At 60.3% G+C, this 16,760-nt stretch carries 17 protein-coding genes; 3 read left to right on the top strand and 14 right to left on the bottom strand.

Annotated features, from left to right (window positions below):
- Positions 1–261: 261 nt before the first annotated feature.
- From AC3WQN_RS05295 to AC3WQN_RS05305, 3 genes are all read right to left on the bottom strand, one after another.
- Positions 262–744, bottom strand: coding sequence for a hypothetical protein (locus AC3WQN_RS05295; RefSeq protein WP_103398988.1), 483 nt, complete (start codon positions 742–744; stop codon positions 262–264).
- Positions 741–1,580 (bottom strand): winged helix-turn-helix domain-containing protein, encoded by an 840-nt coding sequence (locus AC3WQN_RS05300; protein WP_103398989.1) that lies wholly within the window; start codon positions 1,578–1,580, stop codon positions 741–743. The genes AC3WQN_RS05295 and AC3WQN_RS05300 overlap by 4 nt, the downstream gene beginning before the upstream one ends.
- A 320-nt stretch (positions 1,581–1,900) precedes the next feature.
- On the bottom strand, positions 1,901–2,515 hold the full coding sequence (locus AC3WQN_RS05305) for a DUF3313 domain-containing protein (protein ID WP_158248596.1): 615 nt from the start codon (positions 2,513–2,515) through the stop codon (positions 1,901–1,903).
- Between the two features lie 303 nt (positions 2,516–2,818).
- Between AC3WQN_RS05305 and pssA the strand changes: the two genes are divergently transcribed.
- Positions 2,819–4,162 (top strand): CDP-diacylglycerol--serine O-phosphatidyltransferase, encoded by a 1,344-nt coding sequence (gene pssA, locus AC3WQN_RS05310; protein WP_103398991.1) that lies wholly within the window; start codon positions 2,819–2,821, stop codon positions 4,160–4,162.
- A gap of 3 nt (positions 4,163–4,165) precedes the next feature.
- Here pssA and AC3WQN_RS05315 read toward each other — a convergent pair whose 3' ends face one another.
- From AC3WQN_RS05315 to AC3WQN_RS05325, 3 genes are all read right to left on the bottom strand, one after another.
- Positions 4,166–5,368 carry an MFS transporter gene (locus AC3WQN_RS05315; protein WP_103398992.1) on the bottom strand — a complete coding sequence of 401 codons (1,203 nt, stop codon included), beginning with the start codon at positions 5,366–5,368 and terminating at the stop codon, positions 4,166–4,168.
- A 169-nt stretch (positions 5,369–5,537) separates the two neighbouring features.
- A complete protein-coding gene (locus AC3WQN_RS05320) occupies positions 5,538–7,127 on the bottom strand; it encodes an ABC-F family ATPase (protein ID WP_103398993.1) in 1,590 nt (529 codons plus the stop codon).
- Between the two features lie 12 nt (positions 7,128–7,139).
- A complete protein-coding gene (locus AC3WQN_RS05325) occupies positions 7,140–7,538 on the bottom strand; it encodes a hypothetical protein (RefSeq protein ID WP_103398994.1) in 399 nt (132 codons plus the stop codon).
- A 414-nt stretch (positions 7,539–7,952) separates the two neighbouring features.
- Here AC3WQN_RS05325 and AC3WQN_RS05330 point away from each other — a divergent pair, with 414 nt between their 5' ends.
- On the top strand, positions 7,953–8,195 hold the full coding sequence (locus tag AC3WQN_RS05330) for a hypothetical protein (RefSeq protein ID WP_103398996.1): 243 nt from the start codon (positions 7,953–7,955) through the stop codon (positions 8,193–8,195).
- A gap of 63 nt (positions 8,196–8,258) precedes the next feature.
- Here AC3WQN_RS05330 and AC3WQN_RS05335 read toward each other — a convergent pair whose 3' ends face one another.
- From AC3WQN_RS05335 to AC3WQN_RS05345, 3 genes are all read right to left on the bottom strand, one after another.
- Entirely contained in the window at positions 8,259–8,624 is a 366-nt protein-coding gene (locus tag AC3WQN_RS05335; RefSeq protein WP_103398997.1) for a YcgJ family protein, read from the bottom strand.
- A 250-nt stretch (positions 8,625–8,874) separates the two neighbouring features.
- A complete protein-coding gene (locus AC3WQN_RS05340; protein WP_095144398.1) occupies positions 8,875–9,309 on the bottom strand; it encodes a GFA family protein in 435 nt (144 codons plus the stop codon).
- 72 nt (positions 9,310–9,381) lie between these two features.
- Entirely contained in the window at positions 9,382–10,323 is a 942-nt protein-coding gene (locus AC3WQN_RS05345; protein WP_103398998.1) for a carbon-nitrogen hydrolase family protein, read from the bottom strand.
- 104 nt (positions 10,324–10,427) lie between these two features.
- Between AC3WQN_RS05345 and AC3WQN_RS05350 the strand changes: the two genes are divergently transcribed.
- Entirely contained in the window at positions 10,428–11,111 is a 684-nt protein-coding gene (locus tag AC3WQN_RS05350) for a winged helix-turn-helix transcriptional regulator (protein ID WP_103398999.1), read from the top strand.
- Between the two features lie 115 nt (positions 11,112–11,226).
- On the opposite strand, the gene gltS is transcribed toward AC3WQN_RS05350, so the two are convergent.
- The 5 genes from gltS to AC3WQN_RS05375 all read right to left on the bottom strand — a co-directional run bounded on the left by gltS (position 11,227) and on the right by AC3WQN_RS05375 (position 16,753).
- Positions 11,227–12,441, bottom strand: coding sequence for a sodium/glutamate symporter (gltS, locus tag AC3WQN_RS05355; protein WP_103399000.1), 1,215 nt, complete (start codon positions 12,439–12,441; stop codon positions 11,227–11,229).
- Between the two features lie 181 nt (positions 12,442–12,622).
- Positions 12,623–13,072, bottom strand: a complete 450-nt coding sequence (locus tag AC3WQN_RS05360) for an ion channel (RefSeq protein ID WP_103399001.1) — start codon at positions 13,070–13,072, stop codon at positions 12,623–12,625.
- 10 nt (positions 13,073–13,082) lie between these two features.
- Positions 13,083–14,105 carry a DUF2955 domain-containing protein gene (locus tag AC3WQN_RS05365; RefSeq protein ID WP_103399002.1) on the bottom strand — a complete coding sequence of 341 codons (1,023 nt, stop codon included), beginning with the start codon at positions 14,103–14,105 and terminating at the stop codon, positions 13,083–13,085.
- Positions 14,095–15,219, bottom strand: a complete 1,125-nt coding sequence (locus AC3WQN_RS05370) for an HlyD family secretion protein (protein WP_103399003.1) — start codon at positions 15,217–15,219, stop codon at positions 14,095–14,097. The genes AC3WQN_RS05365 and AC3WQN_RS05370 overlap by 11 nt, the downstream gene beginning before the upstream one ends.
- Complete coding sequence (locus AC3WQN_RS05375; RefSeq protein WP_103399004.1) at positions 15,212–16,753, bottom strand: efflux transporter outer membrane subunit; 1,542 nt, start codon at positions 16,751–16,753, stop codon at positions 15,212–15,214. Before AC3WQN_RS05375 ends, AC3WQN_RS05370 begins: the two co-directional genes overlap by 8 nt.
- Positions 16,754–16,760 lie beyond the last annotated feature (7 nt).

Here is a 16,760-nt window from a genome sequence, read left to right on the forward strand (position 1 = left end):
AACGAATCCCAGTGCTATTCCGCTGATATAGGCAAGGGCGCACAGCAGTATCTTTTGCTTGAGCGGCAGTGTGTTTAACTGAAGAAGGAGGCGCATGCTTATTCACCTGCTGACAGAGATAAGTCAGGGTGAGGCGGGGGAGGAGCGAAGGGAAATTATTAATCGTTATTTTGCTGGGCGTCGCGTGGTGATGGCGCACCGGGCAAGGCCATTTCCAGGCGACTATTCACCTTCAAAATGGCTTTGCCACGTGTGGGGAGATCAGTTATTCATGCAGCGCAGGCGACCGAATTCGTGGAGGTAGAAGCAGACGGTGTTGTCGTCGGAGGTCGGCAGAAAGCTGTAATTCAGAGTAGAACCTTCCTGACCAATGTACTGACGCCTGAAAAACAGGTCGGGCATTTTGTCGATCGCAAAGAGCTCGCTGTCCTGGCTCAGTTTAGTGCTGGCTATTTTGATTTCCAGGTTGCCCTGGTTCGAACGGATGATGTCGGCGGACACCGTTGCATTGCGCAGTTTTCCATTCAGGCTTTCGATGGCGGACAGTGTGAGCCGGTCTTCGCCTATGGTGAGATACTCTTCAGTATTCAGTTGGTTCTGATCTTCAAGCCATTGATGGCTGTTGGTGTGGTAGCCAACATTTTTCTTGAAGGAGATGGGCGAAGAAATGAGCGCGTAAATACAGGCGGCATTGATCAGTCCCAGCACTACCCATTGAGTGGCCGGTTTTTTCAGCAGGCTCATAGAGCAGTCTCCAGGCACTGTTGGATCATGACGAGAAGTTCTTTTTGTTGGCTATTGAATTGATAGTTGTTGGTGCTTTGATCTGCCCGGATGCAGGCGAGTGTGTAATTCGACTTGGACTGGCTGATCCAGATCTGCCCCTTCAAACTGGCCGGTGACTTCTCGAGTTGTTTGGCCACGGTGTTACTGAGTGCCCGGGCTTCGTCGAGGCTGTTGCCGACCGTGTTCAAGGTGATGTTGTGGAGTTGCGTATTGACGACTTTGACTTCGGGCCTGTTGAATGGAAAACCCAGGTGCATCAGGGTGGCCACGCACAGGGCAACGGTCGCAGCGTAACCAATAAAGAGTTTATTGATAATAAACCCCGGTCTTTGTTGCATGGGTGTTGCGGGGGTAACAGGGGTGTCATCGATTGAAGGCGCTACGGTCGAGTCCGCCTCGATTTCATCCGCAGAGATGAGTTGTTCACTCTCCGGTGATGTCGCCAGCTCGGTATGTGGGTCGATGACATGATTTTGATTGAATCGATAACCACGCCGGGGGATGGTCATCACAATCTCGTGGTCGCGACTGTCGTTAAGGCTGTTTCTCAGGGAAAAGATGGCCTGGTTCAAACTGCCCGACGCGACGACCCGGTCATTCCAGGTGTATTCGACAATTTCATCGCGGGTTTTGGTAACGCCGGGTTCTGCCAGTAGCAACGCTAAAAGACGTGACTCTGCTCTGCCCAGTGTGGTGTCTTGAACCTCTCCGAGCGGCGTCGTGATGGATAGCAGTGAGTTCTCTGGGTCGAAAATGGCAATCGAGCCATTTTTCAACTTAAAAGAGTAGCTCATGGTTAATTCTCCATTCGGATATGTTCAGTCTTTGTGCCAGGATCGTTTTGCTCAGGCGGGGGGCGCAGCAGATAGACGTGGGAAGGTAACTCCTAATTTTATCAGGCAAGCGGCGCTGACGATAGCGCCAAATCCTTTGGGGCCGGCCGACCGGGATTGTCAGGGAGGTTTTCCAGGTGTCGCCAGGTCGATGCAACTCGATGGCCGATCTACCAGGCCGTCAGCTTGGCGGGTGTCTTGAGCACCAGGGGCGAGGGTGTGTGGGGGCTGTTTTCCAGGTGGCGAAGCGGGCCTGGTGCCCGCTGTCGCACTTGTGCCGCTCACGGCTGTGCGAAGGCCTTGTCCGCCCGTTCACGCAACTGCCTGGCCCAGGCATCAAGGGCCGGGTAGCTGTCTTCTACCTTGGTGGTGGCGGACGGGGAGAGCTCGTTGCCCGTGGTGGCGCTGACGGATTGCGCCAGCAGTTCGCCCGATGTTGCGTCGCGCATTTCACTTTCGAAATAGACGCGCAGGCTTTCGTCTCGAGTACCAGTCAGTTGCATGACGCCACCCACCACCATGCCAATGGGGAGGTACTCGGGAGTGGACGGGTCGCGTGGTGTCCGTTCGCTACCGGTGATGGCCGTGCGCAGCAGGAGCGTATCGGGCTCGGGTCGGGTGGTCACTTCATAGCCCGAGGTCAGGAACTGGTAGAGAATCGCCTGCTTCAGGTAGTTGAGCATCGCAGTCGTGTCGGCTGGACGTTTCATGTTCTGGTCAAGGTCTTCGCCGGTGACGTAAAGGCGCGGCGGCTCCAGGTAAATCCGCTTCTGGTAGGACTGCTTGATCTCAAGCGATGGCTTGACCCAGTACTCGCTCTTGGGCCATTGCGGATCCTTGGTCAGGCGGCTGTAGTCATTCAGAAAGCCGGAGTGCCGTGTTTCAGGAGCTGGCATGGTGGTACAACCGGCCACGCCGACAAGAAGTACCACTGGAAGCAGGCGGGAGAAGCGCATCACTGAATGACCCATGGATTTTGACTGAGGGGGCAATAGGGTGCGGGGCCTTGGCGGGCAGCGCTATCCGAAAACTGCGAGCTCAGGGGCGCAGCCCGTTCCCGCTCCGGAGAGACTGGTGCAGTGCGTCGAAAAACAGATTGTCCGCACTTTCGGTACCAATGCGGCCCACGGGAGCAAGCCCGTTCGTCGCACATGGTGTAAGCTCACGGGTTCTTCGGATTAGACCCATTTGCGAGCCCTATGCCGTCGCTTTTCAAACGCTCCCTGCTGCCCAGACTGCGCAGTTTTCCGCTGACCGCCGATGCCGTCACCATTCTCAGCGGCGCGGCCGAGTTCCGTCGGTGCCTGCTGGAGCAGATCGCCCAGGCGACCCGGCGTATCTACATCGTTGCGCTCTATCTGCAACACGATGAAGCCGGCCAGGAAATCCTTGACGCCTTGCACGCGGCCAAAGCTGCCCGCCCGGAGTTGGACGTGGTGGTGGTGGTCGACTGGCTGCGGGCACAACGGGGTTTGATCGGTGCCGGCAAGCAGCCCGGGAACTCGGCCTGGTACCAGCAGCAAACCCGCGAGCACAGCAGTGAAGTGCCGGTGTATGGCGTGCCAGTGCAGACCCGCGAGTTGTTCGGTGTGTTGCACCTCAAGGGCTTTGTGATCGATGACTGCGTGATCTACAGCGGCGCCAGCCTGAACAACGTCTACCTGCACAAGTTCGACAAGTACCGTTTCGACCGTTATCACCTGTTGCGCAACCAGGCACTGGCCGACTCCATGCAGCACCTGGTGCAACATGGCCTGATCGCCTCCAGGGCTGTGCACCGGCTGGATGTGCCCGACCTGCCGACCACGCGCAGCCTGCGCAACGATATTGGCGACTTGCGCAGTCGCCTCAAGCACGCGACCTACGACACAGCCCTGGGCGTATTGAACAAGGACGAGCTGTCCGTCAGCCCGTTGCTCGGGGTCGGCAAGAACAACCCGCTGAGCCGGGTGATCTGCGAGTTGATCGCCAGTGCCCGGTATCAACTGACGATCTGCACGCCGTATTTCAACCTGCCCTTGCCGGTGACCCGGGAAATCAACCGGGCGTTGGCGCGAGGGGTGAAGGTCGACATCATCGTTGGCGACAAGACCGCCAACGACTTCTACATCCCGTCGAGCGAGCCATTCAAGGTGATCGCGGCATTGCCGTATCTCTACGAGATCAGCCTGCGGCGTTTCGCCAAGCGTCATCAACGCGAGATCGACAACGGTGCGCTCAACCTGCATCTGTGGCGCGACGGTGACAACACCTACCACCTCAAGGGCATGTGGGTCGACGAGCGCTACACCCTGTTGACCGGTAACAACCTGAACCCGCGCGCGTTCCGACTGGACCTGGAAAACGCGTTGCTGATCGATGATCCCAAGGGTGAGTTGAGCGAGCCCCGGCGCGGCGAGCTGGCAGAGATTTTCCGCCACGCCCGCCGCATCGAAAACTATCAGCACCTGGAGACGCTTCCGGAGTATCCCCCGGCGGTGAGCAAGTTTCTGCGGCGAGTCAGCCGGGTCCGCATCGAGCGCCTGCTTTACCGCATCCTTTAAGGTTCAGCGGGGTTTGCTGGCGGGCCACACGGCGACCAACAGCAGCAACCCCGCAGCGACCAGATAGGGCAGGCGCGGCTCCAGGGCATAGATCAGGGTGCCCGCCAGGGGCCCGATCACCACGCCAAACCCTTGGGCGGCACCGATGCTGCCGGCCGTGGCGCCTTGTTCCGAGGCGTCCACCGCATTGGCGGCCAGGGCGGCGAACGACGGGAAAACCCAGCCCATGCCGCCGGCGGAAACGAAGAAGCACAGCCATAACCCCCAGGCCGTGTCGGCGAACATGCTGCCGGCAAATCCGATGCCGGCAATCACTGATCCCGCGCGAATCAAGCGCAGGGGTGACCAGTCCAGGCGGCGTACGATCAACTGCGAGCAAATCAACGCCAGGCCGACCATGGTCAGGGCGATGCCGGCGGTTTGTGCTGCGTCGGCCGGCCCCATGCCCAGCTTGTCGATGGCGTAGAAACCCACGGTGATCTGGGCAATCGACACGCAGAGCATCGCGACAAACGCCACCGCCATGGGCCGGCGCAGGCGTGGATCATTCAGGCGAACGGTGCGGGGTGCTTGCTGGAGATGCAGCTCCTGGCCCTTGAGCTTGTAGCGCAGGACCAGAAAGGCCAGCAGTGGCAGCAGTGCCATGGCATAGAACGGCAAGCTCAGGCTGTAGCGTGACAGCAGCGCGGCGATGGCCGGCCCCATCACCAGTCCGCAGGCGTTGGCCGCCCCCAGCGCGGCCATGGAGCGGCCACGGTGCTGAGGCTCGACGTTGTCGGCGATCAGTGCATTGCCGCCCACCGGAATCGCCGCGTAGAACACCCCGATGATACCCCGCCCCAGCATCAAGCCGATGAACCCCAGCAGTGCCGAGGGCAGCAGGCGCAGCGCAACATCGATGAACAGGCATAGCGCCCAGTAGGCGAGGGTGAACCCGGCGGTGCCGAGCAACAGTATATGGCGACGGCCCAGGCGATCGCTGAGCTGGCCCCATGGCCGGGCCAGGACCATCCACAGCACCCCGGACACGGTCACCGCCGCGCCAGCCTGCCAGGTGGCCAGCCCGAGTATCCGCGAGATGGGGCCAATCATCGAAACGAATGCCATCATCGCCATGGTACAGGCCATGTTGGCGAACATCAGCGGGCGCAGGTCGAAGGCGGCGGGCGTCAGTGCAGCATCGGCACTGGCGGTCGGGGTAGACATGTGAACTCATCCATGATCAGTGTGCGATCTGAAACCTTATAGGCATATCGGTTCCACGCACAGTTTTATTAGTGACGCTGATGGTAGCCACGAGGCCGCCAATGCAAAAGCCCCGTCACAGGGACGGGGCTTTGTTTGCCGCTTGAAACTTGCTGCTAAAGGCTTGCCTTTAGAACACCACGCCCTGGCTGCGCAGGTAGTCGTCGTAGGTGCCGCTGAAGTCGGTCACGCCGCTTGGGCTCAGCTCGATGATTCGAGTGGCCAGGGACGATACGAATTCACGGTCGTGGCTGACGAAGATCAGCGTGCCCGGGTAGTTTTCCAGCGCCAGGTTCAGCGCTTCGATGGATTCCATGTCCAAGTGGTTGGTCGGTTCGTCCATTACCAGCACGTTAGGCTTTTGCAGGATCAGCTTGCCGAACAGCATGCGACCTTGCTCACCACCGGAGATGACCTTGACCGACTTGAGGATCTCATCGTTGGAGAACAGCATGCGGCCCAGGGTACCGCGTACCAGTTGCTCGCCACCGGTGGTCCAGCGACCCATCCAGTCGAACAGGTTGGATTCGTCTTCGAAGTCCGAAGCGTGGTCCTGTGCGTAGTAGCCGATTTCCGCGGCGTCGGTCCATTTCACACTACCGGCATCCGGGCTCAACTCGTTGACCAGGGTGCGCAGCAGGGTGGTTTTGCCGATGCCGTTAGGGCCGATGATCGCCACGCGCTCGCCGGCTTCAACCTGGAAGCTGAAGTCCTTGAACAGCGGCTTGCCGTCGAAGCCTTTGGCCATACGCTCGACGATGACCGCCTGGCGGTGCAGCTTTTTGGTCTGCTCGAAACGGATGAACGGGCTGACCCGGCTCGAAGGCTTGACCTCGGCCAGCTGGATCTTGTCGATCGCCTTGGCACGGGAGGTGGCCTGCTTGGCTTTCGAGGCGTTGGCCGAGAAGCGGCTGACGAACGATTGCAGTTCCGAGATCTGTGCTTTCTTCTTGGCGTTGTCCGACAACAATTGCTCGCGGGACTGGGTCGCCACGGTCATGTACTCGTCGTAGTTGCCCGGGAACAGGCGCAGTTCGCCGTAGTCCAGGTCAGCCATGTGCGTGCAGACGCTGTTCAGGAAGTGACGGTCGTGAGAGATGATGATCATCAGGCTCGAACGCTGGGTCAGGATGTTTTCTAGCCAGCGAATGGTGTTGATGTCCAGGTGGTTGGTTGGTTCGTCGAGCAGCAGCACTTCCGGATCGGAGAACAGGGCCTGGGCCAGCAGCACACGCAGTTTCCAGCCTGGCGAGACTTCGCTCATCGGGCCGAAGTGTTGTTCGATGCCGATACCCAGGCCCAGCAGCAGTTCACCGGCGCGGGATTCGGCGGTGTAGCCGTCCATTTCGGCGAATTCGGTTTCCAGCTCCGCAACGGCCATGCCGTCTTCTTCGGTCATTTCCGGCAGCGAGTAGATGCGATCGCGTTCGGCCTTGACCTTCCACAGTTCTTCGTGACCCATGATGACGGTGTCGATCACGCTGAATTCTTCGTAGGCGAACTGGTCCTGGCGCAGCTTACCCAGACGTACGTTCGGCTCGAGCATGACCTGGCCACCGGACGGGTCGAGGTCATCGCCGAGGATTTTCATGAAGGTCGACTTGCCGCAACCGTTGGCCCCGATCAGACCATAGCGGTTACCTGCACCAAATTTGACCGAAACGTTCTCGAACAACGGCTTGGCGCCGAACTGCATCGTGATGTTAGCTGTGGAGATCAATTACTTTACCTATCAATGGGTTGCGGGCTGCACGTGATTGCCTGATACCGACTCGATACCAATCTGGAGCCTTTCTGGTTTCAGCCAACGCGCATACGTCGACAGCAACATCTGGACGCTACGGCCAGGTTGCTGAGCGATGAAGGCGGGGTTCATGTTGGACATTGAGCATATTGTCGCATAAGTACGACCGCAGTTGTACGGCGACCGACAAGGGATACCGGGCGCCTTGAGGGCCGGTCGCCACTGCTTGTGCCGATCTGGCGTCAGCTTGAAGGGCTCGCTGTTCCTGGATGGCGCCAGGATGATAGGGCGTTCAATGGCCTTTTTCCGGCGTTCTGCATGCCCGCTGACGATTTCGCGGCTGTCCAGAGATGGCTGCTTCAGGGGAATCTTGTTTTTTGTGGGCATGGGGATGCCTTTGGCCGGTTATCGGCTACAGTGGAGGGTTCACTGATATGGAGATCGGGTATGAAGTGCTTAATCTGTCAGGCTGCCGCCAGGACTGTTCATGCGCTTGGAGACTGGTTCGAGGTCAAATGCTCAGCCGGTTGCGGGCACTTCAGGGTCTCGGCGAACCTTGCTGGGAAATTGGCGTTGAAGAACGAATCCTTTGACGTTGAGCGCACAAGGCGATGGCTTGATATGTCTCGCAATGACGAGCCGGTGCCGCTGATATCGACCTACGATTACAGCGTCTCGTTACTGCATCGCGATGCTGACGCTTAACGTTCAATGGTTCGGTGATTTCGTTTCCTTTATGCGTGGGGGAGCGTAGGCCTTCTATCGGTCAGATAAAAACGGACAAGTCATAAGGAGATGCAAATGAACTGTTATATCTGTAATGCGAGCGCCACCTTGCGACAAACGACCAATGATTACGAAGTTATCGATTGCGCGGCTTGTGACAGGTACAAAATCGCAAAGCTGCTTATCAGCATAATGAGCGGCAGAAAGTTCGACCCGGATCAAATGAGAAAAATCCTGAATGCGCGTCGGAAGAAACTCACTGCTACCCAGCCTGAGCCATTCATCGAGACGTGGGATGAGGACTATCTGGTCAAGTAGCCCCTCGAAACATTCATCCCAAACAATCGCCAAAATCCACTTCGCGTGGAGCGATCACTTCAGTTATCCGCCGAACAGCAGTTGGGTATATTTCCTGGAGATTGCCCCACTGCGCTCCCCGTTCGCGCCAAAGTAGCGATCTTCACGGCATAGCCGCTCCTTCACGTCGCAGAAAATGCCGTTGGCAAAAGTGAACTCGGTCAGATCGACGTCGGACATTGTGAACAGCGTGTTCGCGGCAGCCTTCTTGCCTAGATACTTTTCTGTCAGTTCGCGGGAAATCCCTTTGTCGTCGGCGCATACATAGCGGTCGCAGAGCACGCCCGGTGCTGGCGACTGGTTGACGGCTGGTTGTTTGGCGTGAGCGGTCGGCATCACGGCCACGGCCAACAACAGGGATAGGGAAATCGAGAGATGCGGTGTGTTCATAAGCTAGCTAATCCTCCTGATCGGGTGCATAGGGTCCACAATGTGTCCAGGATCGTCTACCCCCAATTCGAGATTTACAGCCAACGCCAATGCGAGTATCCCTTCTGGCAAGTAACTGTATGCGTCCGGCAAAGTCATCCAGCCAGCTCCGCCAAGCCCGGACAGGGTGTCCACCTGAATCACGCGGACACCATCGTCCTTGGTGTTGGGAGCAGGGCGGTGTGTTGGCCGCACGCATACCTTGCTAGCACTACTCGTCCACGCTGATGCCCGATCCCCCTAATTCACTGGGGACATCCTTCAGCTTGGGCAATCCATCCTTGATGCGCAGTACAGTCTCCTGATAATGGACGTGAACGCCTGGCGAGTACGCGAGATCCGGGATGACTGCGGCATACACGTCGATGAGCCCCATCCCCGGGTGTTCGGTGAAGAGGTGCCCGCCGCACGTCTTGCACCACTTGCGGTAACTCTGCGGCGTCTTGTTATAGGTGCCAATGTTGTCAGCACCCCGAGTCACTTGCACCGCCTCGGGTTTCCATAGCGTGAAGGCATTGACCGGCCCTGCTGACCAATGCCGACACGACTCGCAATGGCAATAGCCCATCGCGGCCGGCTCGCCGCTGACTGTGAACTCGACCGCGCCGCAGAAACAGCTGCCCTTGTAAGACTGTTCAATACTCATGGAATGACTCCTCGACCCATTGTCAGGCCATGCCACTGGACATGGCATGGAGCGTCTGAACGTTGCCCACCTTCACTCGTCAATGTAGCGCACCGCTGTCGCCGGCGTGCGCCGCACCTGCAGTTCGAAAATGTCAGGGCGCGCGTAGTGCCCGGTAACGTCGAGCGTGCGCCGCGCTGGCGCCACGAGTGTGACGTCGATGTCCGCATACAGAATGCCTGCCTCTCGGTGTAACGGGCCGGCTTTGATCCTGCCTTGGGGATCGACCACCACCGAGTCGCCGTCGTTGATCCATTCGTCCGGATCGGGAAACAGCTGCGTACGCGCCGGGAAGTCGTCGGGGATGTCGCTGCCGCGCAGCAACGTGCCGCTGCCGAGCACCCAACAGCGGCCTTCGAGTGCAATGTGGCGCATCGTGCTGATCCAGCCATCGCCACTGTCGTACGTGGGGGCGACGTAGATCTCCACCCCTTGGGCATACAGTGCATAGCGTGCCAGCGGCATATAGTTTTCCCAGCAGATGAGCGTGCCAACGCGGCCGACCGGTGTGTCGACCGTGCGCAACCCGCTTGCATCACCGAAGCCATGCACCATGCGCTCGGGATTGGTAGGCATCAGCTTGCGGTGTCGGTTGAGCACTTCGCCGTTCGCGCCGATAACGACTACGCTGTTGTAGAGCGTGCCGCCGCCATGGCGCCGGTCGCACTCATTGATGCCGCACACGATCGTCACGGCATGAACCCTGGCGGCCTCGCACAATTGGCTCAGGTCACCGTTCGCGATATCGACGGCATTGGCCAGCAGCCGCGCATGCAACTGGCCCATTAAAGCCCCGTCCCTTCCTGCCGCCAGCCGCCAGATCCATGACGGGTAACCTGGAATGAACTGTTCGGGCAAAACGACCAGCGAGGCTCCCGCCGCCGCGGCCTCGGCGACCGATTGCACGGCCCGGGCGATTGTCGCGCTGCGATCGAGCAGCACTGGCGGGCGCTGAATGATGGCGATCATCGTCATGGCGTTCTCCTGTGGCGGTAGGCTTTCGAAGGTCTCAGCGTGCGCGTGACGAGGTCGCGAGGCTAGTTCAGAATCTGAAGCGTTGCAGTGGCGGAGTCTTGGCGATGGAAGAGAGCTACGGTCAGTTCTGCACGGTCGCACGCGGTGCTGAAGCACTGTGCGAGCGCTGGACACCTTTGGTCGTGCGCGAACTGCTGTGCGGCAGTAAGCGCTTCAATGAACTGCACCGGGGCGTGCCACGGATGTCCACCAGCCTGCTGGCACAGCGGCTGCGCCATCTGGAAGGTATCGGTGTCGTGCATCGCACGGCCGCAGGCAAAGTCTGGGAGTACAGCCTGACCGAGGCGGGCGAGGATTTGCGCCCCATCATCATGGCGCTCGGCCATTGGGGGGCGCGCTGGATCGGCAGTCGCCTTCGCGACGACGAACTCGACGCGGGCCTGCTCATGTGGGACGTGCGCCGATTTGCGCACATTGAGGCGTTCCCGTCCCGACCGGTGGTCATCCACTTCAGGTTCCGCGACGCGCGGCCCGGCGAGCAAGCGTGGTGGCTCGTGGTCGAACAGGGTGTGGCAGACCTGTGCCGCGACGACCCCGGACGCGACCTGACGCTCGTCGTGGACTCTAGCGTGCGCGCGTTGACCGAGGTGTGGACTGGCGACCGCACACCGCAGGAGGTGCTTCAATCGCGAGAGCTGCGCGTAGACGGTGCCGCGCAGGATGCGAAAAACCTCTGGCGCTGGCTTGGCACGAGCGCGTTCGCCGGTACCCGCAGCGCCGCACTCTAGCCCTGGCGACGGCCATTGCGAAACCATCTCCCACGGTCGACAAACACGGCCATCAGCCCCCCGAATCTACCGAGGCACGTTTGGCCGCAGCCGTTCGATACCGCCTGGAGGGACGCTAAAGGCCACTGAACAGGCCGATGATCAAGGCGTTGAGCAGGTCAATGAAAAAGCCGCACACCAACGGTACGATGAGGAAGGCCTGGTGAGCCGCACCGTACTTCTGGGTCACGGTCGTCATGTTGACGATGGCGGTCGCCGTGGAGCCGAGGGTAATGCCTCCGAATCCCGAGGCGATCACGCTGGCTTCGTAATCACGGCCCATGAAGCGGAAGACCACCAGTAGCGTATAGGCAATGCTCAATGTGATCTGCAGGGTCAATGTGCACAGGATAAACATCAGCGCGCCGCTGAGTTGCCATAACTGAAGCCCCATCAGGGCCATGGTCAGAAACATCCCCAGGCAGATATCGGAGATCAGCGACAAGCCCTGGCTGGCGCCGCTCCAGGTTTTCAGGCGCTGTTCGCCGATCAGGGCCAGCACAAGGTGGTGAATGACGATGCCCGCGAACAGGCAGCTGACGAAGTTGGGGAGAGTGACCCCGGCCTTGACCAGCAGTAGGTTAAGCCCGTAGCCGAGCATCAGGGTCAGGTTGAGCCACATCCAGGCCCAGAGCACATCGTAGTAATCCAATGGCTTGCTCGGCTGCGTCTCGAGAATGCCGACTTCTAGTGCGAGATCCTTTGAGGGCGTTAGCTGATAACGGCGGATCAAACGGTTGGCGATAGGGCCACCGATCACGCAAGCGGCAATCAGGCCAATGGTGTTACTGGCGATTCCCAGTTCATGCGCGTTCTGGATGCCCAGCTTTTCGACGAACAGCGGCGCCCAGGCCAGCGTGGTGCCAACGCCTCCGGTGAGGGCAATCGAACCCACCATCAGGCCCGCCTTGGGGTCCAGCCCGAACGCCTCGGCCACACTCATGCCCAGGAGGTTTTGCAGGATGATGAACACGCCAGCGAGCACGACCAGGATCAGCAACGGGCGCCCACCCTTGATCAGTTGGCGTACATCCGATTTCAGGCCGATGCCGGCAAAAAAATACAGCAGCAGTGTATCGCGCACCTGCAGCTCGAATTCGACCTGGATGTTGAGACCGTAGTAGAGCAGGGTAGTTACCGCTGCGCAGATGAAACCACCGACGACCGATTCGGGAATGCAGTATTGGCGCAGCAAGGTGGTGTGCTGGACGATGGTCTTGCCGAGAAACAGCAGCACGATAGCGAGCGTGAAGCTCACGAGACCATGAACAGGAAAAAGCTGGGCGGTCATCAGTAGCCTATTTAAGAGCCTGAAAAAAGTATTATTCAGACCCGGCCGAACAATACCCAGACATTTGTCAATGAAAGTGTAGGTAGTGGCGCAGGACGTGGTGCTGCCCGTTTCTGGCTGTGGATTCAACCCGTCTATGCAACAGACGGGTTGAATCGTCCAGCGGGTGCCGCCACATCAGTTAGCGCCCGGCGCGTTTTTCCAGGCTTTGCACGGTGTGCTTGATCACGTCCATTACCGCCGCGGTCATCACGGCGGTCGAGACGCCAAACATCAGGATGCCGTTGGCCGCTTCCATGGGGCCCAGCAGGCGCCACGGCGGGGACATGACCATGTCGCCGTACCCCAGGGTCGCGAAGTTGACGCCTGAGTGATAGACCGCAGTGGCGTAATCGTCGAATTCGCCGATCATCATGAACAGCGCGGCCCAGATGCCAATTTGCACAAAGTTGCCGATCAGCATCAGCAGCATCGCGGTCGACAACAGGACCATGTTCATCCATTGCGAGATCCGTCCGGCATGGGCTTCACGGATTCTCACGTATTGGCGCAGGCAGACGGTCACGAAAACGCCTTGCAGCAGCAGGCAGAGCAACATCACGGGTATACCGGCCAGCAGATTGTGCAGCATTGCAATTTCCTCAGTGGGCGCGTTTGGGGGCAGGTCGGCGTTGCTCGAGCCAGTACACCATCAGGCAGGCATAGAGGGTGACGACGATGAACAGCCCCATGCGCATGGCAAACGCGGTGTAGACGTCCTTGCCGGCGGCACTGTCCTGCACCGACTGACCCAGCAGGATGATCATGGTGATCAGGGTATTGAGCCAGAAGCCGGGAGTCTGCAATGTTGGACTCAGGCGATACAGCTTGCGTCCGACCAGTAAGCCGAACAGCAGCATCCACAGGAAAAACATCCATAGGTGCACGAACAGGCTGAGCGCGCACCAGAACGCGATGGCCAGCACGCCACCGAGCAGGGTAGACCCCAGGAGTTCGTGAGCGGCGTTGCGGGTGTTTGTCGTGGAGCTTTGTTGCCCCAGGCTGACCGCCTTGAGGATGATCGGCAGGTATTTGCTCGGGTCGATCAGGGCCAGCAGGAAGGTGGGGATCACGATCAAGGTGGCGCGCAACGCCACCCGGTTGACTTCCTCGGGCGGCATGGCGGCTGTGGCGGGTGGTCGCGCGGGCTGGGCCGGTTCGGGAAACAGCCAATGGCTGCACGTCACGGCCAGCACGGCGAGCGACAAGCCACTGACCATCGCGGCGATGACCGCGACCGCCGCCCCGAAATCGGCGACACCGGCTGCCGAAATCATGGTCAAGCCAATCATCAGAAAAGTGACGATCAGGTTGTTGCCGCCCTGCAGGCCGTGGCGGAATGCCAGGAACAACCCCAGGCTGATCAGCAGGACCCCGGTTGCCGGGTAGTAATCGAGCACAGGGATCAGCAGCAGTCCGCAGCCGGTGGTCAACATCACCGCCAGTGCCAGGCCGATCCCGGCCTTGAAGGATAACGGCCGGTTTGCCATGCCCAGCAGCAGGCACAGCACCGGCGCGAGGAAGGGGATCGAGAGTCCCATCGCGAAGCTGATCGCCAGGCACAACGCCGTGCCCGTCGCCAGGCGCAGAGTACGTTGGGCACGAGGATCATGCTTAGTAGGCATAGGACAGCCAGCTCATGAACCGCAGGAACACGCGGCCGATCGGGTTCAGCGGGTTGCCGGAGCTAGGGAAGGCCATCACCTCGGCCTGCCCGCCGGAACGAATGCCACGCAGATCACGCAGTTCGCCCAGTGCACCGGGGGCGAACTCGATAATCACCGGGAAGCGCTGCGCCGGACGCAACCAGTCGCGGCTGTTCTGCACCGTCGGCAGTGAGCCTGGAGGTGTGCTCTGGCCGACACTCACGCCATAGCCAATGCTGCGTACCCGGCCTTCGAAGACCTCGCCAGGCAGGGCGTCGAGGACAATGGAGACCGGGGTGTCCGGGGCCACCAGGCCCAGGTTGTTCTCGGTCATGTCGGCGCTGATCCACACGTCGTGGATGGCGATCAGGGTCATGACCGGGTTGCCGGCGGCGGCAAATTGCCCGACATCGGTGCGCAAGTCGGTGATCAACCCGGCAGAACTGGCGCGCACCTGGGTGTTGGCCAGATCCAGCTGGGCTTTCTCCAGGGCCGAGGCGGCGCTGCGCAGCATAGCGTTGTCTTCGTCATTGCCACCTTCCGTTTCGCGAGCTCGTTGCACTTCGGCCCGCGCGGCGGCGACCTGGCTGACCGCCTGCTCACGATTGGCCCGCGAAACTTCCAGCAGGCGCACGGAGATCGTCCCCGGGTCCTGGCGATACAGGCCCTCAAGGCGCTGGTTGTCCTGCTTGGTCTTGAGTTCGTTGGCCTGGGCGGCGCGCAAGGAGGCTTGTGCCGAGGCAATCCCGGCCGTGCTGGCAGCAATCTGGCGACGAGTCGAGTCAAGGTCCGAGCGAGCGCGGTCGACGGCAATCTGGTATGGCTGCTGATCCAACTCGAACAGCACATCGCCGGCCTTGACGTCCTGGTTGTTGCGGACATTGACCCGGATCACCCGGCCCGAAACCTCCGAGGCGACCGGAATCACAAAGGCCCCTACGCGAGCCTGTTGCGTATAGGGGGTGAAGCGGTCGGCCAGCAGGTACCAGGCCAGGCTCAGCACAATCAGCAGCAACACCCATTTGACGCCCTTGTTCACCGGATCGGCCACCGGCTCTGGCGTCTTGGCGGCGGGCTGGGGGGCTTCAGTCATGGTCGTTTACCTTGTTTGGCGCGAGAGGGGACGGTGGTGCGGGGGTGGACTCATCCAGCATGTCGCCCCAGTCGGTGCGTTTTTCCATCAGTTGGCGAGTGCCGGGATCGACTTTCGGCAGGGCGCTGTACCAACCACCACCCAGCGACTTGTACAGGGCAATCAGGTTGCTCACGGCATCGGCGCGGCTGAGCAGATAGTTGTCCTCTTGCTGCAGCAAGGCACGCTGGGCGTCCAGCACCCGCTGGAAGTCCGAGTAGCCTTCGCGATACAGGGCATTGGCCAGCACCAGCGAACGCTTGGCCGCCAGGGCCGAGTCGCGCAGGATGCTCTCGCGCTCAAGCGCCTTGTTCAAACCCGTGGCGGCGTCGTCGGCCTCGCGTGCGGCCTGGCGGACTTTGTCGCGATAGGCCTCGATCAATTGTTGAAGGCGGGCATCCTGCACCCGCACATTGTTAGTGATCTGCCCGAAGTCGAAGACATTCCAGCGCAAGCTGGGGCCGCCCACCAGGTCCAGGCTATTGGAGGTGCCACCCAGCGAGTTGGCTGACCAGGCAATGCTGCCCAGCAACGACAACGAGGGATAGAAGTCGGACTCGGCCACGCCAATCAGGGCTGACTGGGCCGCGACGTTCAGTTCGGCGGCGCGCACGTCCGGTCGGCGTAACAGCAGTTCGGCCGGCACGTCCTGCAGCACCGCCCGGTCAACCAGCGGGATCAGGCCGGTGTTGGTCACCAGCATGGTCAGGGCGCTGGGCGGCTGGCCAATCAGTACGGCCAGTGCGTTGCGGGCGCGCAACGCCTGGTCTTCAAGACTGGGAATGCTGCTCAGGGTACCCAGGTACTGGGTCTTGGCCTGTTGCACGTCGAGCTCGGCACTTTGACCGCTCTGGAACAGTTTCTCGGTAATCTCAAAGCTGCGCTTTTGTTGCTCCGCGTTGTCGCGGGCTACACGCAGCCGGGCTTCGGTGGTGCGCAAGGCAAAGTAGGTATCGGCCACTTGTGCGCGCAACAGCACAAGGACGTCCTCATAGTTGGCCTGGGCGGCGAAGTAGCTGGCATCGGATGACTCGATGGCGCGACTGAAGCGCCCCCAGAAATCCATCTCCCAGCCAATATCGTAACCGGCGCTGTACTGCCAGAAATGACTGTCTTGCGGGTTGCGGCCCGCCGACTGGTCGCGATCAACATACAGGCTGTCGGCGCCGACCTGTTGCACTTGCGGGTAGCGACCGGCTTGGGCGATACCCAATTGCGCGCGGGCCTCCATCACCCGCAAGCCGGCAATCTTCAGATTCGAGTTGTGGGCGTCCGACTCGGCAATCAAGCGATCGAGCACCGGGTCGGTGAATATCTGCCACCACTGGCGCAAGTCCGGGTTCTGTGCGCGTTGGCTGGCCCGCTCGATCGGCGGGCTGTTCCAATGCTCCATCCACGGCTCGGCCGGCGGCTTGAAGTCCGGTCCCACCTGCATGCAACCGCTGAGGCCAAGTGCGCCAATCAGCAGTAATCGCCCGGGACCGGATAGGGACATGCAATGT

It is taken from the genome of Pseudomonas sp. FW300-N1A1, assembly GCF_058789115.1.

What these genes read in the sequence shown, in the direction of transcription:
- AC3WQN_RS05295 (WP_103398988.1), bottom strand. Translation starts at nt 744, where the DNA reads ATGAGCCTGCTGAAAAAACCGGCCACTCAATGGGTAGTGCTGGGACTG.
- AC3WQN_RS05300 (WP_103398989.1), bottom strand. Translation starts at nt 1,580, where the DNA reads ATGAGCTACTCTTTTAAGTTGAAAAATGGCTCGATTGCCATTTTCGAC.
- AC3WQN_RS05305 (WP_158248596.1), bottom strand. Translation starts at nt 2,515, where the DNA reads ATGCCAGCTCCTGAAACACGGCACTCCGGCTTTCTGAATGACTACAGC.
- pssA (WP_103398991.1), top strand. Translation starts at nt 2,819, where the DNA reads ATGCCGTCGCTTTTCAAACGCTCCCTGCTGCCCAGACTGCGCAGTTTT.
- AC3WQN_RS05315 (WP_103398992.1), bottom strand. Translation starts at nt 5,368, where the DNA reads ATGTCTACCCCGACCGCCAGTGCCGATGCTGCACTGACGCCCGCCGCC.
- AC3WQN_RS05325 (WP_103398994.1), bottom strand. Translation starts at nt 7,538, where the DNA reads ATGCCCACAAAAAACAAGATTCCCCTGAAGCAGCCATCTCTGGACAGC.
- AC3WQN_RS05330 (WP_103398996.1), top strand. Translation starts at nt 7,953, where the DNA reads ATGAACTGTTATATCTGTAATGCGAGCGCCACCTTGCGACAAACGACC.
- AC3WQN_RS05335 (WP_103398997.1), bottom strand. Translation starts at nt 8,624, where the DNA reads ATGAACACACCGCATCTCTCGATTTCCCTATCCCTGTTGTTGGCCGTG.
- AC3WQN_RS05340 (WP_095144398.1), bottom strand. Translation starts at nt 9,309, where the DNA reads ATGAGTATTGAACAGTCTTACAAGGGCAGCTGTTTCTGCGGCGCGGTC.
- AC3WQN_RS05345 (WP_103398998.1), bottom strand. Translation starts at nt 10,323, where the DNA reads ATGACGATGATCGCCATCATTCAGCGCCCGCCAGTGCTGCTCGATCGC.
- AC3WQN_RS05350 (WP_103398999.1), top strand. Translation starts at nt 10,428, where the DNA reads ATGGAAGAGAGCTACGGTCAGTTCTGCACGGTCGCACGCGGTGCTGAA.
- gltS (WP_103399000.1), bottom strand. Translation starts at nt 12,441, where the DNA reads ATGACCGCCCAGCTTTTTCCTGTTCATGGTCTCGTGAGCTTCACGCTC.
- AC3WQN_RS05360 (WP_103399001.1), bottom strand. Translation starts at nt 13,072, where the DNA reads ATGCTGCACAATCTGCTGGCCGGTATACCCGTGATGTTGCTCTGCCTG.
- AC3WQN_RS05365 (WP_103399002.1), bottom strand. Translation starts at nt 14,105, where the DNA reads ATGCCTACTAAGCATGATCCTCGTGCCCAACGTACTCTGCGCCTGGCG.
- AC3WQN_RS05370 (WP_103399003.1), bottom strand. Translation starts at nt 15,219, where the DNA reads ATGACTGAAGCCCCCCAGCCCGCCGCCAAGACGCCAGAGCCGGTGGCC.
- AC3WQN_RS05375 (WP_103399004.1), bottom strand. Translation starts at nt 16,753, where the DNA reads ATGTCCCTATCCGGTCCCGGGCGATTACTGCTGATTGGCGCACTTGGC.